General features: G+C 40.0%; 13 protein-coding genes and 1 pseudogene. 10 read left to right on the top strand and 4 right to left on the bottom strand.

Features of this window, described 5'->3' with window-relative positions:
* The first annotated feature begins 150 nt into the window (after positions 1–150).
* The 10 genes from FJ218_04270 to FJ218_04225 all read left to right on the top strand — a co-directional run bounded on the left by FJ218_04270 (position 151) and on the right by FJ218_04225 (position 13,538).
* Positions 151–2,253, top strand: a complete 2,103-nt coding sequence (locus FJ218_04270; protein ID MBM4166120.1) for a DUF4405 domain-containing protein — start codon at positions 151–153, stop codon at positions 2,251–2,253.
* Positions 2,250–5,036: a hypothetical protein gene (locus FJ218_04265; GenBank protein MBM4166119.1), complete on the top strand. Its 2,787-nt coding sequence runs from the start codon at positions 2,250–2,252 to the stop codon at positions 5,034–5,036. Before FJ218_04270 ends, FJ218_04265 begins: the two co-directional genes overlap by 4 nt.
* A 22-nt stretch (positions 5,037–5,058) precedes the next feature.
* Positions 5,059–5,946, top strand: coding sequence for an electron transfer flavoprotein subunit beta/FixA family protein (locus tag FJ218_04260; protein MBM4166118.1), 888 nt, complete (start codon positions 5,059–5,061; stop codon positions 5,944–5,946).
* 6 nt (positions 5,947–5,952) lie between these two features.
* A complete protein-coding gene (locus tag FJ218_04255; GenBank protein ID MBM4166117.1) occupies positions 5,953–6,969 on the top strand; it encodes an electron transfer flavoprotein subunit alpha/FixB family protein in 1,017 nt (338 codons plus the stop codon).
* Positions 6,970–7,025: 56 nt separating this feature from the next.
* Positions 7,026–8,747 (top strand): acyl-CoA dehydrogenase, encoded by a 1,722-nt coding sequence (locus FJ218_04250; protein ID MBM4166116.1) that lies wholly within the window; start codon positions 7,026–7,028, stop codon positions 8,745–8,747.
* Between the two features lie 30 nt (positions 8,748–8,777).
* Positions 8,778–8,990 carry a hypothetical protein gene (locus tag FJ218_04245; protein MBM4166115.1) on the top strand — a complete coding sequence of 71 codons (213 nt, stop codon included), beginning with the start codon at positions 8,778–8,780 and terminating at the stop codon, positions 8,988–8,990.
* A 13-nt stretch (positions 8,991–9,003) separates the two neighbouring features.
* A complete protein-coding gene (locus tag FJ218_04240) occupies positions 9,004–10,500 on the top strand; it encodes a cytochrome C (GenBank protein MBM4166114.1) in 1,497 nt (498 codons plus the stop codon).
* Positions 10,501–10,855: 355 nt separating this feature from the next.
* Positions 10,856–11,587 carry a hypothetical protein gene (locus FJ218_04235; GenBank protein MBM4166113.1) on the top strand — a complete coding sequence of 244 codons (732 nt, stop codon included), beginning with the start codon at positions 10,856–10,858 and terminating at the stop codon, positions 11,585–11,587.
* 68 nt (positions 11,588–11,655) lie between these two features.
* On the top strand, positions 11,656–12,327 hold the full coding sequence (locus tag FJ218_04230; GenBank protein ID MBM4166112.1) for a 4Fe-4S dicluster domain-containing protein: 672 nt from the start codon (positions 11,656–11,658) through the stop codon (positions 12,325–12,327).
* A gap of 5 nt (positions 12,328–12,332) precedes the next feature.
* On the top strand, positions 12,333–13,538 hold the full coding sequence (locus FJ218_04225) for a polysulfide reductase (GenBank protein MBM4166111.1): 1,206 nt from the start codon (positions 12,333–12,335) through the stop codon (positions 13,536–13,538).
* Between the two features lie 58 nt (positions 13,539–13,596).
* Here the strand turns inward: FJ218_04225 and FJ218_04220 are convergent, their stop codons facing one another.
* From FJ218_04220 to FJ218_04205, 4 genes and pseudogenes are all read right to left on the bottom strand, one after another.
* The gene (locus FJ218_04220; GenBank protein MBM4166110.1) at positions 13,597–15,042 is read right to left on the bottom strand and encodes a peptidase M64; all 1,446 of its coding nucleotides are present in this window, start codon (positions 15,040–15,042) and stop codon (positions 13,597–13,599) included.
* Between the two features lie 25 nt (positions 15,043–15,067).
* On the bottom strand, positions 15,068–15,340 hold the full coding sequence (locus tag FJ218_04215) for a TdeIII family type II restriction endonuclease (protein ID MBM4166109.1): 273 nt from the start codon (positions 15,338–15,340) through the stop codon (positions 15,068–15,070).
* Between the two features lie 222 nt (positions 15,341–15,562).
* The gene (locus FJ218_04210; protein ID MBM4166108.1) at positions 15,563–16,006 is read right to left on the bottom strand and encodes a transposase; all 444 of its coding nucleotides are present in this window, start codon (positions 16,004–16,006) and stop codon (positions 15,563–15,565) included.
* 57 nt (positions 16,007–16,063) lie between these two features.
* A pseudogene (locus tag FJ218_04205) lies at positions 16,064–16,585 on the bottom strand (site-specific DNA-methyltransferase).
* Positions 16,586–16,695 lie beyond the last annotated feature (110 nt).

The raw sequence follows: 16,695 nt of genomic DNA, 5'->3' as shown, positions 1-16,695 counted from the left end.
TGTGCAAGCGAATAGTATTATAGTTTTCATTCCATTCAAATTTCAAAATCGGATTATTTGACACAATTATTGCAAAGTGAACACTGTTATGCTACCTAATATGATTTTTTTGTTTTCAAAACCTTTTTTTGTTTGAAAAGAAAAACAAATATGAGAGTGGTTTTCCTTTTTTGGATTGTTCTTACTTCCAACGCGCTTCTTTTTTCACAAACTCGCGAGGAATGTCTTACGTGCCATAGCGACAAAGAACTAACAACTGAACGCAACGGAAGTCAGCATTCTCTCTTTGTAGATGAACATATCCTCAACAAATCTTCTCATCAAAAACTTGTTTGCATAGCGTGTCATACAAAATTTGACCCGAATAATATTCCGCATAAAGAAAAAATTTTGCCGGTAAATTGTTTAACGTGTCATAACGGAGTTGAAACGAAACATACGTTTCATCCTCAATTAGTGCGAGCGATTCGTAACAAAGAAACTTCCGATATTTTGTGCAAAGATTGTCACGGGACGCACGATGTTGTCTCGCCCAAAGTTTCCGGTTCAAAATTTTCTCGAGAAAAACTTGTCGAATCGTGCGGCGAATGTCATAGCAATGTAACGGAAAAGTTTGCAGTTTCGTCGCACGGAATGGCATTCGAAAAAAATGTTCAAGGCGCGCCGAATTGTATTTCGTGTCATCGCAACGGTATTGCATCGGTTGACGAACAACACGATTCGTTTGCAGTAAAAATTTCACAGGAAAAACTCTGTTTGTCGTGTCATCTCGATAATCCTGATGTGCGAACAAGAACATCTCCAACTGCCGGATTTATTTCTTCGTACGATAAAAGCGTTCACGGAATTGCGCTACAACACGGAAATAAAAACGTTGCAAGTTGTATCAATTGTCACGGAAGTCACGAAATGAAAAAAGCGATTGAGCCGACTTCTTTCGTGAATAAAAAAAATATTCCGCAAACTTGCGGTCAATGTCATCGCGGAATTGCGGAAGAATTTAATCAAAGCGTTCACGGAATTGCGCTTGCAAAGGGAGTCAACGAATCGCCTTCTTGCACGCAATGTCACGGAGAACATAATATCCTTTCGCATAACGACCCGCGTTCTCCCGTTGCGCCATTAAATATTTCGGGACAAGTTTGTTCGCCGTGTCATTCGTCGCTGAAACTTTCTCAGAAGTATGGAATTGAAAGCGACCGATTCAAAACATTTTCCGATAGTTATCACGGGCTTGCAATACGCGGAGGACAAGCGGAAGTTGCAAATTGTGCAAGTTGTCACGGTGTTCACAATATCAAATCATCAAGTGATTCTACTTCGACAATTCATAAAAAAAATATTGCAGCAACGTGCGGAAAGTGTCATAGCGGCGCCAATGAACGCTTCGGAATGGGAGCAATTCATATTGTGGCAACAACAGATGAAGAGCCGATTCTCTACTGGATTGCAACTATTTATATTATAATGATTGTAACTGTTGTCGGCGGAATGTTTGTTCATAATGGTACAGATTTTCTCAAAAAATCCAAACGAAAATTCCTTATTCGCAGAGGTCAAATCATTGAAGAACACGTCGGTCATGCTCTTTATGTTCGAATGACGTTGAATGAGCGATTGCAACACGGTTCACTCGCACTAAGTTTTATTCTCCTCGTCATAACGGGATTTATGCTGCGTTATCCTGATGCGTGGTGGGTACAATCTATTCGAGATTTGAGCGCAGATATTTTTGACTGGAGAAGTTTCATTCACAGGATTTCTGCCGTCGTAATGGTTACGGCAAGTGTTTGGCATATCGGATATGTTTCGTTCACTATAAAAGGGAGAAAACTCATTGCCGATTTAGTTCCGAATATTCAGGATGTATTGGATGCAATTGCGGTGATGAAATTCAACTGTGGAATTTCCCCAACTAAACCGCAATTCGGAAGATTCAGTTATATTGAGAAAAGCGAATATTGGGCGCTTGTGTGGGGAACAATTGTTATGGCAGTTACCGGAGTAGTGATGTGGTTCGATAATACGTTCATCGGCATCATTACAAAACTTGGATACGATATTTCGCGCACCATTCATTTTTATGAAGCGTGGCTTGCAACACTCGCTATTATTGTGTGGCATTTTTATTTTATCATTTTCAATCCCGATGTGTATCCGATGAATGTTGCGTGGTGGAAAGGCACAATTTCCGAATCTGAAATGCAAGAAGAACATCCATTGGAACTTGAAAAAATGAAAGAATCGAAATGATTTTTCGAGAACAGATATTGCATACATTGTTCGAGAAAATACTCTTTTTCATTTTTTTCTTTGCAACATTTTCTGTTGCTCAGGAAAACTCCGAGTGTTATTCGTGTCACGAAGATAGAACACTGAAAGGAATACGGAAAGGGAAAACGATTTCCGTATTTGTGGACGAAAAAAAACTTTCTTCTTCCGTTCACGCAGAAGTGCAATGCGTTACGTGTCATACGGATTTGGAAGGAAAAGAAATTCCTCACGACGAAGCGTTGAAGCCCGCACAATGTGGAACGTGTCACGATGCGGAACAGTCGTTGTATAATGAATGTATGCACGGAAAAGCAGAAGCACGCGGCGACCCTCTTGCACCGCGTTGCACCGATTGTCACGGTTCGCATGATATTGTTCCGATAAAAAATCCACAATCCAAAGTTTCACCGATTCGTATTCCCTTTGTGTGCGGAAAATGTCATCACGAAGGTTCGAAAGTTTCGTTGCAACACGATATTCCGCAGGAGCGTATCTTAGAAAATTATTCCGAAAGTATGCATGCCGAAGGTTTGTTAAAGAAAGGACTTGTTGTTGCCGCAACGTGCGCATCGTGTCATACTCCGCATCGGATATTACCGCATACGGATGCGCGTTCTTCCATTTCAAGAAAAAATATTGCAGCGACTTGCACACAATGTCATACTGAAATTGAAACCGTTCATCGAAAAATTATCCAAGGAGAATTGTGGGAAAAGGAATCGCACGTGCTTCCCGCGTGTGTGGATTGTCATCAGCCGCATAAAGCGAGAAAAGTTTTCTACGATTTGGGAATGTCGAACATTGATTGTTTGAAATGTCATGCGCAGCCGAATATTGTATCTTCGAAAGATAATCGTTCGTTACATATCAATTCCGATGAATTTGTTCAATCAATGCACAAAAATATTTCGTGCAGTCAATGTCATTCGGAAGTAATTGCATCGAAACATCGCCCGTGCGAAACGATTACGAAAAAAGTTGAATGTTCGTCGTGTCATACTGCCGTAGGAGATGAGTACAAACAAAGTACGCATGGACAACTGCGTGCGAAGAATGATATGAATGCGCCGACGTGTAAAGAATGTCATGGAACTCACAACGTATTAGGGAGAAATCAAAAAACGTCGCCGATTTTTCCGACGAATATTCCAGCATTGTGCGCTCGTTGCCATCGCGAAGGTCAAAAAGCCGCAATGAGTTATGAGGGTTCCGAACAAAAAATAATTGAACATTACCAAGAAAGCATTCACGGAAAAGGATTATTGAAAAGCGGATTAACGGTAACGGCAACGTGTGCCGATTGTCATACAGCGCATCGCGAACTTCCGCATACCAATCCGCAATCAAGTATTCACCAAAAAAATGTTGCGCAAACGTGCGGAACGTGTCATTATGGAATTGAAGAACAATTTGCTCAAAGCGTACATTCGCCCGATGTAACAAAAACTGAAAAGGAACTTCCCGTATGCAACGATTGTCATACGGCGCATACGATTCGCAGAACAGACCAAGAAGGATTTCGTTTGATGACAATGAATACTTGCGGACGATGTCATGAAAAAATTGCGGAAACCTATTTCGATACATATCACGGAAAAGTTTCGCAACTTGGTTATGGAAAAACTGCAAAATGCTACGATTGCCACGGTGCGCACGATATTCTTCCTGTTTCTGATGTGCGTTCACATTTGAGCAGAGAAAATGTTGTTGCAACGTGTCAAAAATGTCACGAAGGTGCAACGCGTCAATTTGCCGGGTATCTTACGCATGCAACACATCACGACCCGGGAAAATATCCCTATCTCTTTTGGGTGTTTTGGGGTATGACGACGTTGCTGGTTTCCGTGTTTATCCTTGGCGGATTGCATACGATAATGTGGTTGCCGCGTGCGTTGCAAATGCGAAAACATCAGAAACACATGCACATTGAAGAGAACGCAAAACAATATCAACGTTTTTCGCGTTTAAATCGGATGTTGCATATTGCGATGATTGTAAGTTTTCTCAGTCTTGCGTTGACGGGATTAACGCTCAAATTTTCGTACACACAATGGGCGGTGATTTTATCGCATCTCTTCGGAGGATTTGAATCTGCCGGAGTTATTCATCGCGCGGCGGCAATATTGATGATAATTATTTTTGTTGTGCATATCGTTGATTTGTTTGAACGGAAAAAACACGATTTCAAAACATGGAAAGCAATGTTATTCGGTGCCAATACTATGCTTCCAACCAAAAATGATTTGCAAGAATGTATCGGCTCTGTCAAATGGTTTTTGGGAATGGGAGAGCGACCGAAATATGGACGGTGGACGTATTGGGAAAAGTTCGATTACTTCGCTGTATTTTGGGGAGTGTTTATTATCGGCTCAACGGGTATGATGCTGTGGTTTCCGGAATTTTTTACACAATTTTTTCCCGGATGGTTTTTAAATGTTGCAACAATTATTCATAGCGATGAAGCGTTGCTTGCAACGGGATTTATTTTCACCGTGCATTTTTTCAACACGCATCTTCGTCCCGAAAAATTTCCGATGGATATTGTTGTGTTCACAGGAAGAGTTTCTGTAGAAGAATTTCAACACGATAAACCAAAAGAATATGAAGCGCTTGTTGCAAACGGCGAACTGGAAAAATTTCTTGTCGAACCGTATCCTCCGATAGTTATCAAAGCGATTCGCATCTTTGGATGGTGCGCTGTTACGATTGGTTTCAGCATTATTATTTGGATTATTTACGCAATGCTTTTTGCGTACAGATAGAAAAAGCGCACTCTTTTTTACAATGTATAACTCCGTTGTTTTAGTAAAACAAGTTCCCGATACGTCGAACATTACCGGCAAAGTGATGAAAGAAGACGGCACGGTTAATAGGGCAAAATTGCCGGCAATTTTTAACTATGAAGATAAAGTTGCGTTAGAGATTGCGCTTCGTGTAAAAGATGAATACGGTGGAAACGTAACCGCAATTACGATGGGACCTCCGCGCGCTTCCGATATTCTACGTGAATGTTTATGGATGGGCGCAGATTCCGTGTATTTGATTACCGATAGAAAATTTGCAGGCGCAGATACCTTGGCAACATCGTATGTTTTGAGCGAAGCAATAAAAAAAATCGGCAACTTCGATTTTATATTTGCAGGAAGACAAGCAATTGATGGCGACACTGCACAAGTTGGACCGCAAACAGCAGAGAAATTAAACATTCCGCAAATAACGTATGCAGAAAAAATTCTGAAAATAGAAAACAGGAAAGCGAAAGTGAAAAGAAAAATTGACGGAGGTTTTGAAATTCTCGAATGTCAACTTCCGGTTATGTTGACAGTTCTTAAAGGTGCCGCAGAACCAAGACCATTTTCTGCAAAACGAGTGATGGCGTACAAAAATGCAAAATCACAGACGGAACTTGAAAAACTTGCAGAAGGAAATTCGCTGCTGAACACTGATTCTCTCGTTCTCGAATTTACGTTGCGCTCATTGTTTATTCCAACACTCACTACAGATGATTTGCCCGTGAATATTGAGCGTTGCGGCATCAAAGGTTCGCCGACTAAAGTTCACAAAGTGGAATCCGTCGTTCTCGGGAGCGGAAATCATCGTCGTGTGGAAAACACAAAAATCGGTATCGCGAAATTAGTTGATGAATTACTTGAAGACCATATATTCGGATAGGCAGATATGAATTTTTCAAACGAAGTTTGGGTATTTATTGAACAGCGAAACGGAAAACCTGTTGATGTAAGTTTTGAGTTACTTTCGAAAGGGAAAAAATTAGCGGACGCTTCGTACGGAAAACTTAAAGCAATTGTCTTAGGAGAAAGCGTGCGAAACATTGCGGAAGAATCCTTTCTCTATGGCACCGATGAAGCGTTGCTGATTGAACATTCTGCGTTGAAACAGTATCGCACTATTCCGTACAGCAGAACGTTGCAAGAATTGATAGAAAAATATGTTCCGCGCATTGTGCTTTTTGGCGCAACGATTATTGGACGCGACCTTGCACCGCGTGTTGCTTCGCATACGAAAAGCGGACTCACTGCCGATTGCACGGAACTAAAAATTGAAGACGTCGAGTATTTGAATACAACGTACAAAAATTTATTGTTGCAAATTCGACCTGCGTTTGGCGGAAATATTATTGCAACAATCATAACTCCCGATACGGCAACACAAATGGCAACCGTGCGCGAAGGTGTTATGGAAATGCATCCGGTTGCAGAAAGGAAACACCAGAAGATTACAGAAATTCCGTTTGTTGCGAAAGAGGTTGATGAACTGGTAACCATAATCGAACAACATCACGAAGAAACAAAAGTGAACTTAAAATCTGCGCCGATAATTGTTTCCGGCGGTTACGGACTTGGTTCGAAAGAAAATTTCAAATGGATTTATGAACTTGCGCATACACTTGGGGGAGAAGTTGCAGGAAGTCGCGCAGCTGTTGATGCGGGATTTATTCCCCACGAACGACAAGTGGGACAAACGGGAGTTACCGTTCGCCCGAAACTCTACATTGCCGTTGGTATTTCCGGAGCAATTCAGCATCGTGCGGGGATGCAGGAAGCAAAAAAAATTATTGCAATTAATACCGATGCCGATGCGCCGATATTTAACATCAGTCATTATGGAATAGTCGGAGACGCAAATGATATCATTCCGAAATTTATTGAAGTGTATAAAAGCAAACTGAAATAACGTCTCCATTTGCCATCAATGCAAATCTTGAAGATTTATTAGAAACGTAATAACCGATGCCCAATTTTTTTCTTGATAATAGCGACATTCTTTTTCATTTCAATAATTTCAGTATAAGAGAAATTGTTGCAATTGCAGAAGAAAATTTCGAACAAGCGAAACACTACAACTACGCTCCTATCAATTACGAAGATGCGATGGAAAATTATCGTAAAGTGTTGGAAGTTGTTGGCGATTTGGCGGGAAATACGATTGCGCAGCGTTCTGCAAACGTTGATGAAGAAGGAGCAACATTTTCCGAAGGAAACGTTTCGTATGCAAGTGGAACGCAGGAAAATTTACGTCAACTTTCGCAAGCGGAACTGATGGGAATGATTATTCCGCGAAAGTATGGCGGATTGAATTTTCCTTTTACCATATATATGATGGCGGTAGAAATGATTTCGCGTGCCGATGCATCGTTGATGAATATTTTTGGATTGCAGGATATTGCGGATACCATTCGGAAATTCGGAGACGAAGACCAGCGAAGGGAGTTTCTTCCAAAGTTTTCAACGGGGGAATATACGGGAGCAATGGCATTAACGGAACCGGATGCTGGTTCCGATTTACAGGCAGTGAAATTACAAGCGTATCAAAACGAAAATGGTAAATGGTTCTTACGCGGCGTGAAACGTTTTATTACGAATGGCAATGGAGAAGTTCTGCTTGTTCTTGCTCGCTCGGAAGCGGGAACAAAAGATGGACGCGGCTTGAGTATGTTTGCGTGTTATGGAGATACCACAGTGAAAGTTCGTCGTATCGAAAATAAATTGGGAATTCACGGTTCGCCGACGTGTGAATTGCAATTCAATGATACACCGGCGCAACTTGTTGGAAGCAGAAAATTCGGTTTGATAAAATATGTTCTCGATTTAATGTATCGTGCGCGAATGGGAGTTTCGGCGCAAGCGTTGGGAATTGCGCAAGCGGCGTATGAAGAAGCGTTGAAGTATGCCAAAGAGCGTGAACAGTTTGGAAAAGCGATTTACAATATTCCGGTTGTAGCAAATATGTTAATTGATATGCGCGTGATGTTGGAAAGCAATCGCTCGCTTTTTTACAGCAGCGCGCAATGTGTGGATACAAAAGAAAAACTTGAGGAGTTCGTTGAGAAATTAAAAGCAGAAGGAAAATCGTTCGCAGAAGAATATGCGGAATTAAAAAATGCAACGAAAATTGCCAACTTGCTTACTCCGATGACAAAATACCTTCTTACAGAATCGGCAAATAAAATTACGTACGATGCCTTGCAAATTCATGGCGGAACGGGATATATGAAAGAATTCAACATTGAACGACTTGCCCGTGATGCGCGCATTACGAATATTTACGAAGGCACGTCGCAAATGCAGATAGTTGCCGCCGGCGGAAACGTGTTGAATGATATTCTTGCTGATTTTTTTTCAGAAAAAGAAAAGAAAGAATACAATGGCGGATTATCGCGTCTTGTACAGTATTTAAAAGAAATCCGCGCGTTATATCTCGATTGTTTGAAATATATTCTCGACAAAAAAGACACAAGTTTTCAAGATGTGGCGGCAAAGGAATTAGTGGAATTGTATTCGTATGTGTACATCGGCTACTTGTTGCTTGATGAAGCAGAACAAGAGCCAAGGAAAATTTTTATCGCAAACCGCTACATCTTAAATTCGTTAGCCAATGCGCGCAGGAATGCCGAAACGATAAAGAGCGAAACATTTTCCGATATTCTTCATGCGGATAAAATTTTACAGTAGAACAACTTTTTTTATTTTCACCGCACAATTATGAACAACAAAACTTTTTTTTACTACAGAATTTATGATGATACAGAGCATCTCAATTTTTTTAAGAGCGTTCTTTCGGAACAGCGAATCAGAGAGTTGCTCGAAGAATATGAGCGTGTGCATCAGCAGTATTTCAATCCCAACTTTCTCGCGTTCATTCACGAACACGACGAAGATGCAGAGATAATTGAGATTACCAGCATTACGTATTAATTTTTCAACAACTGTGAAACGCATATTTCCCACATCATTCTATAATCTTACTACACTCATCGGAGCAGCGGTTGCAAGTGTGAGTTTCGGTTTGATTTTGTTTTTGTTGCTGCTCGAATCGTTGGCGGCAAACCCAAAACCGTATATGGGAATACTTGCGTTTGTGATTTTACCCGCTGTTTTGATATTTGGCTTGCTGTTAATTTTTTACGGAATTTTTCGTGAGCACCGGAGAGAGCGAACAGGAATGCCGCACGGTTTGCATCTTCCACAAATAGATTTCAATAAACCGCGGCACCGAACTGCATTTACGTTTATTGCGTTTGGAGCAATACTTCTCTTATTATTTTCTGCATTCGGAAGTTTTAAAGCGTATGAGTACACTGATTCGGATGAATTTTGCGGCGAAATGTGTCATTCAGTAATGTCGCCGGAATTTACTGCGTACCAATTTTCTCCGCACGCGCGTGTGGGTTGTGCAAAATGTCATATCGGTTCCGGCGCAGGGTGGTTTGTGAAATCAAAACTTTCGGGAACTTATCAAGTATACGCAGTGCTTTCCGATAATGTTCCGAAACCAATTCCGACACCGATTGAAAATTTACGACCAGCACAGGAAACATGTGAACAATGTCATTGGCCTAAACATTTTTACAGCGAAAAACAACACGAGAATACGTATTTTCTTTCCGATGAACAGAATACAAAATGGACGTTGAATTTATTGATGAAAATCGGCGGAGGAAATATTGAAGCGGGACCGACGTCGGGGATTCATTGGCATATGAATATTTCGCACGAAGTAACGTATGCAACGCTTGACCAAGAAAGGGAAATTATTCCGTGGATACGCTCGAAAACTCCCGACGGAAAAGTTACGATTTACAAAAGTACGGAAATAGTAATAAGCGACGATTCGCTTGCAAAAACATTTCAGCGGAAAATGGATTGCATAGATTGTCATAATCGTCCGACGCATATTTATCACCCGCCGGCGCGTTCGGTGAATCATATAATGTCGCTTGGATGGATTAGTCCGAAACTTCCGAACGCAAAAAATATTTCAGTAAAAGCATTGGAGTATCCTTATACAACGCAGCAAATCGGCATTGACAGTATTCGAATTGTAATTGATGAATATTATCAATCGAATTATCCGCATATTGTTACGTCGAAGAAAAAGGAAATTGAGCAAATGATTTCTGAAGTGCAAAAAATTTTCAGCAGAAATTATTTTCCGGAAATGAAAGTGAACTGGAAAAATTTCCGCAACAATATCGGTCATCTTTACTATAAAGGATGTTTTCGTTGCCACGATGGAAAGCACGTGAGTGAAAATGGAAAAGTGCTTTCGCGCGATTGCAATCAATGTCATACAATTCTTGCGCAGCATTTTGAACAAGATACATTGCGCATTTCGTTAGGCGGTATTGATTATCAGCATCCGACTGATGTCGGCGATGCGTGGAAAGAAATGAATTGCAGCGATTGTCATCATACGGAAGAGTAACGGTAAAATGTACTTTTCACCTCTCAGATCTGAAATTATTTCACTTGCCTGTTTGCACGACTGAAAACGAAGGAGTATTACTTCTCATAGAGTTTGTACTCGAATTATCATTTACGTTTGTCGTTGCCATTTTTCCTTATTGACGAATGGCATTTTTTATTAAGTTGTATTGAATACGTAACGTTTTTGAAAATTAATGAGGGGATTTTTTTTACAAACTCATACCGACGATAAATGGTACACCTTTTGCTTATCACAAATCGTTCATTCACAACCCGTATAAATTGAGTAGAAGTTTTTTCATCAAGTATTGAAATGAATTATTACCATCACAAACAATACTTCGGGAGAATCAATGAAACATAAATTCCCCGAAGCCGCATCGAGATTGCTTATCGTTTTTGCAATACTCATTGGCGGTTTTATTGGTATTCGAGTTCTTCTTCCGGATTCCGTTACGGACGAAGATATTCACGTTCAAGCAACAATAGAACGGGAAACGGCAAAACCGATGCGTTACGCAGGTTCAGCAGTTTGCGTCGAGTGTCACGAACAAAGTGAAACAAAAAAACAAGGATACCACAAAAATCTTTCGTGCGAAACGTGTCATGGAACTGCAAAAGAACATTCGGAAAATCCAACGGAAATAAAGCCGGTGGCGCAGAAAAAAAGAGAATTTTGTACGCATTGTCATATGTACAATCCATCACGACCAACGGGTTTTCCACAAATAAATCCCATTGTTCACAATCCACAGAAACCATGTATTTTTTGTCATAATCCTCACGACCCGAAACCGCCATCAGTTCCGCAGGAATGTCAAGCGTGTCATGCAGAAATAGCAAGAACAAAAGCAGTTTCGGCGCACGTACTTCTTGAATGTACAACGTGTCACGAAGTTCCGAACGAACATAAAGTAACGCCGCGGATGGTAAAAGCATCAATACCTGCGGAACGAAGTTTCTGCGGAAAATGTCACGGCGAAGGCGAAGAAATGAAAGATGTTCCGAAAGTTGATTTCGCAAGTCACGGCGAAAAATATCTTTGTTGGCAATGTCATTATCCCCATTTACCGGAGATTGAATAACGATGAATAGACGAAATTTTGTTGAACGATTCGCATCGTTTTTGTTTACAGGAATCCTCGCGGGAGGAATGTTTAAACAAGCGAAAGCCAAAACGCCAGAATCATATAATGCGAAAGTCCATTATTACGGAATGGGAATTCAAATTGATAAGTGTATCGGATGTGCGCGGTGTGTCGAAGCGTGCAAAGAAGAAAATGGCGTTCCGAAAGAACCGTTTTTCTTTCGCACATGGGTGGAACGATATATCATCAAAAAAGATGGAGAAACTATTGTTCAAAACGTGAGTTTGAAAAACGGCGACCAAGATCCGACGGAAAAAGATATTTTGCGTAGTTTCTTTGTTCCGAAACTTTGCAATCAATGTGATAATCCGCCCTGTGTGCAAGTATGTCCCGTTGGTGCAACGTTTAAAACCGACGATGGCGTAGTGTTGATAGACGATAAGCGTTGTATTGGATGCAGATATTGTGTACAAGCGTGTCCGTACGGGGCGCGATATATTCATCCCGAAAAACAAACAGCGGATAAATGCACGTTCTGTTATCATCGCATTACGAAAGGATTGTTGCCCGCGTGTGTTGAAGTATGTCCAACGCAAGCAAGAATCTTCGGCGATGTAAAAAGCACTGCAAGTCCGCTCACGCGATTTAAACGGATGAACAAAATATTTATGTTGAAACCATCACTCAACACGGAACCTAAAGTAATGTACTCAAATCTTGACGGAGAAGTGCGATGAATCCAATGAACGAACGACTCTACGAACTCTTGAAACACGTAACGGGATTCATCTATCCCAACGAAATTGATGTTCATTGGTCAATTCTCATTGTCGTATATCCGTACCTTACAGGACTTGTTGCGGGAGCATTTATTCTCGCATCTCTTGTAAAAGTATTTAACGTCAAAGAAGTACAATCAGTGTATAAACTTTCGCTCCTTACGGCACTAGCGTTTCTTTTAATTGCACCGCTTCCGTTACTGTTGCATCTCGGACATCCCGAACGTTCCTACGAAATATTTCTTTCTCCGAATTTCACTTCAGCGATGGCGATGTTCGGGTTTGTTTATGCGTGGTATTTGATGGTAGTGCTATTGTTGGAAATCTGGTTCACGTATCGTCGCGATTTGATTGTATGGTCGCAGCAAGAAACGTTTCCTATGAAGTGGATTCACAAGATGCTTTCACTCTTTTCAAAAGATACAAGTGAAGATTCAATCGTGTTCGATAAAAAAGTATTGAAAGCCATTACAATAATTGGAATTCCTTCTGCCTTTCTCTTACACGGATATGTAGGATTTATTTTCGGTTCGATTAAAGCGAATCCTTGGTGGAGCAGTGTTTTGATCCCCATTGTATTTCTCTTTTCCGCAATCGTTTCCGGTATCGCCTTAGTGATTCTCCTCTATATGATCATTACGCCGATGCGCGGCGAAGCCATTGATATGAAATGCCTCGATAAAATGGCATCCTTTCTTTTCTATGCCGTTATTGTGGATTTCTCGTTGGAAATGCTCGACTTTATTCATCGTTTATACGAAAGCGAAGAATCCATAAAAATTCTTGGTGAACTCGTGATGAATAAACTGTTCATCAGTCTTGTCATTATTCAGGTTTTACTCGGAATGATCATCCCACTCGGAATTATCGTCAGCGTAAAACTTTTGAAATTGGAAGACGAACTCAGAAAACTTTTATACTTTGTTTCCGTAATTCTCATTCAACTTGGAATATTTGCAACACGATGGAACGTTGTTATCGGCGGACAAATGTTTTCCAAAAGTTTTCGCGGACTTACAACATACAAAATGGAAATTACCGGACTTGAAGGATTACTCACTGCATTAGTGCTGCTGATTCTTCCATTATTTGTTCTTGCTCTTCTATTGAAAATATTTCCCGCGTGGGATGTTCAAAAACCCGACGACCTCGAAGCAGTTTCGGATTAGCAAACCACTACTATTCTATGAAAGTCCACAATACATTTTCCGAAAACGTGAACTTTTTTCACTTCGTATAAAACTCAATCACGCGTTCAATCGCCGCAGAACATACCGCATCGAAATTACCCAAACTCAGCGTGAACATTCTGCAATCAATCTGCGGACGAAAAATTCCTTTTGAAACATATCCCGCACCTTCAAACGCGCCGACAGATTTTGTGTATCGCGAAGATTTCAAAATCTCTTGCCCTCTATCGTAAAGCGGTTTGCGTTTTTCGTAATAATCGGGCGCAAGCCGATCGAGTTTTCCGCGCTCTTTTTCCAAACTATCGTATTCTTGCTTTTCCCACGGCGTTGGAATCGGTGTTTCGCTCGTTACAAAATTTTTCCACTTCAATGTTGCTTTATTCGTGTTCGCAGTAATATTCGGTTCCCACGGCTCGATTCCTTTCGGATAAAAATCGTTATACGAAACTTGCGACGAATAATATTCGTCAGCAAGTCCGCCGAATGAATGTCCGAACTCGTGAACATACACATAATCCATTTGCCATTCCATTCCGGGTTTGTCGGTTTTTGTGTAGCAAGTTGTGTAGAGATTGTAAATTCCGCCGCCGCCATATCTATCATCGTTAATCAAAATCGTGATGAAATCGTACGGAACATTTCCTGCAATATCACGCATCGTTCGGTTTTCTTCGGTGAGAACATAACGCGCCGAACCGAAGAAATCATATTTTGTTCCGAGCGCTGTATTCTTCCAGATATTTTTTCCGGGTTTATCAATTCCCGATTCATCCGAAACGACTTCAATCGCACGAACATTTAAATCTTTTTTGTGTTCTTTGAATGGCGATGTTGAAAACAGTACATCAGTAAAATGTTTTGCGTCATCGTGGAATTTTTTCATATCACTTTTCGCATAACCATCGCCGAGAATAAGAATATCAACTTTGTTTTCAGGTTTGCCATTATTCATAACATCGAACGATGTAAATTTTGCCGTGCGTTTCTCCCTATTGATTTCATTGGAATTATTCGGGTCAATTACGCACGAAAAAATTTCCCGGAACGTTTGCATTTCTCCTGTCGCAATAAATTTGTCTCTGCGCGACAACGTAACTTGCACTTTATTTTTCGGAAACGGAAATCGCACTGTTTCGTGAAACGTTCTCCACACGCCATTGAGCGCTTCGTCCGTTGTTTGCCATTCGTTGAACACGGAAGAAAATCCGCGTGAGAAAATGAGTTCGTTTGTTTGCACGTCGAACACTTTCACGAAAAATTCTCCCAAGTTCAAATTGTCAACGAGATTGGTTTTGCTTCCGCTCCATTCGTTTTCTTCGTACACTTTATCGAGCGAAATTGTTTCTTGTCCTTTCGTTCCCGTATGAAAATAATCCACACGCATTGTTGTTGCGGTGAAGTATTTTTCAAATTGTTGAGAGAACAATACACTTGGGATTATTGAAATTATTGTAATGAGAAGTGTGAAGAGTTTGTGTTGCATAATTGTGTTTGTTATCTGTTATTCGTTATTTGAATTTAGAAAAATATGTATCAATCTCTGGTCGCAATTCAATTCCCGCTTGTTCAAAGCAATCGAGTAAATCGTTGTAAGTTCCTTCTCCATTAAGAAAATTCCAAAACTCTTCTGCTACCATTACTTCATTTTTTAAATCCAACATTCCTTTCATTGTCCATCGTTTGTACGGTTGCGGTTCATAAGGATTGTAAGGAATTGCTATTAACGTATTTATTTTCGCTTTTGGTTGTTGAAAAAAATAAACTCCCAACCATTCAAGCAAATTCTATTGCATCATACCATTGGCTTCCCAAATAATCTCCTATTTTTTCTCCAATAAAATGTAAATCCTTCTTTGTAAATGGAATATCAATTTCTCCCGAAACGTTTTCCACATCTTCGGAAGAAATTGAGTATAGAATTTTTTCTTTCATATTCTTTTGCAATGTAATTTATTTAAAACCTTAATAGCAACGAATTCACGCAAGACTCCAACCTTATCACCTTATTTTTTAAAGAGCAGTTTTTCTTTGTAGTGTTTCATAAATACAACGTACTCTTCTGCAAACGTTACTTTTCGATGATGTTCCGACTGATTTAAAATATACTTGCATACTTTATCTACTTCGGATTTAGAAACGGAAAAAGCAGAAGCAGTTTCTTGCCACGCAAACATTCCAGTACATAGTTTGTTTTTGATGATAAACGCAGAAGAACTTTCTGCAACCATTGTCGCTAATTTTTCTTCCGATAATTTCGGGGAACGAGAAACTAAAAAATGCATGTGTTCTGGATTAGCATAAATTGCATATAATCTCGAATCGTTTTTATGTACGATTCCAGTAATATATTTTTCAATTCTTTCACGACTCGCTTCTGGAATAATGGGAAAACGATTCTTTGTGGTAAAAATAAAATGTGTGAATAAATTTCGGTATTCTATCTTCATTTTATGTAAGGTGATAAGGTTAGTTAATTGGGGCTACTTTATGGCTATTAAGGTTTCTTATCTTTCCTTCATCTGAAATATTATTTCCGAATACGCACCTTTGTCTTTTTCTGTGCGATTTAAAACTGGTCGTTTGAATTGATTGACAATTTTCATTCCGCTTTGCTCTGCAATTGTTGGATACAAATTGTGTTTGTCGTTCGCAACGAGAAAAATATTGTAATCTTCTATCAAAAACTTTTTACAGTTCTTCAAAACTTCTTCAATTCCTCTTACGTATAAATTTCTCGCTTCTCGTCCATTTCCTTTTTCCATTGTGCCGATTTCTAATTCATCGTTTCTATCAAAGCCGAACAAATCGTAAGCGTACGCGTGTTGTTCGTGATAATCAATCAAACCAACGTACGGTGGACTTGAAAATATTCCGTTGATTTTTTTCTTCTTCGCAAGTTTGAACAGTTCAATATTTCGCTTTTCTAACTCTTTGAAAATATCGAGCGTTCGTGAATCAGCGGTTAAACAATATTGAAATGTGTTTGTACGAAGCGAATCAAATTTCGCTAAACGTTGAATCGTATCGTTGCGAAAGATGTTGTTTCTCTTTACGTACTCGTTGCCAAAATTCTTCTTCGGTTTCGTTCTCTCTTTTGGAAAAAATCCGTATTTCATCTCGTTGAGAAAAATTTTCT

The organism is Ignavibacteria bacterium, from assembly GCA_016873775.1.
Taxonomy (GTDB): Bacteria; Bacteroidota; Ignavibacteria; order UBA10030; family F1-140-MAGs086; genus JAGXRH01.
The sequence above is the reverse complement of the archived record's forward strand: the minus strand, read 5'-3'. Positions and strand labels throughout refer to the sequence as shown.

Coding starts and splice junctions, on each gene's coding strand:
- FJ218_04270 (MBM4166120.1), top strand. CDS start 151: ATGAGAGTGGTTTTCCTTTTTTGGATTGTTCTTACTTCCAACGCGCTT.
- FJ218_04265 (MBM4166119.1), top strand. CDS start 2,250: ATGATTTTTCGAGAACAGATATTGCATACATTGTTCGAGAAAATACTC.
- FJ218_04260 (MBM4166118.1), top strand. CDS start 5,059: ATGTATAACTCCGTTGTTTTAGTAAAACAAGTTCCCGATACGTCGAAC.
- FJ218_04255 (MBM4166117.1), top strand. CDS start 5,953: ATGAATTTTTCAAACGAAGTTTGGGTATTTATTGAACAGCGAAACGGA.
- FJ218_04250 (MBM4166116.1), top strand. CDS start 7,026: ATGCCCAATTTTTTTCTTGATAATAGCGACATTCTTTTTCATTTCAAT.
- FJ218_04245 (MBM4166115.1), top strand. CDS start 8,778: ATGAACAACAAAACTTTTTTTTACTACAGAATTTATGATGATACAGAG.
- FJ218_04235 (MBM4166113.1), top strand. CDS start 10,856: ATGAAACATAAATTCCCCGAAGCCGCATCGAGATTGCTTATCGTTTTT.
- FJ218_04230 (MBM4166112.1), top strand. CDS start 11,656: ATGTTTAAACAAGCGAAAGCCAAAACGCCAGAATCATATAATGCGAAA.
- FJ218_04225 (MBM4166111.1), top strand. CDS start 12,333: ATGAACGAACGACTCTACGAACTCTTGAAACACGTAACGGGATTCATC.
- FJ218_04220 (MBM4166110.1), bottom strand. CDS start 15,042: ATGCAACACAAACTCTTCACACTTCTCATTACAATAATTTCAATAATC.
- FJ218_04210 (MBM4166108.1), bottom strand. CDS start 16,006: ATGAAGATAGAATACCGAAATTTATTCACACATTTTATTTTTACCACA.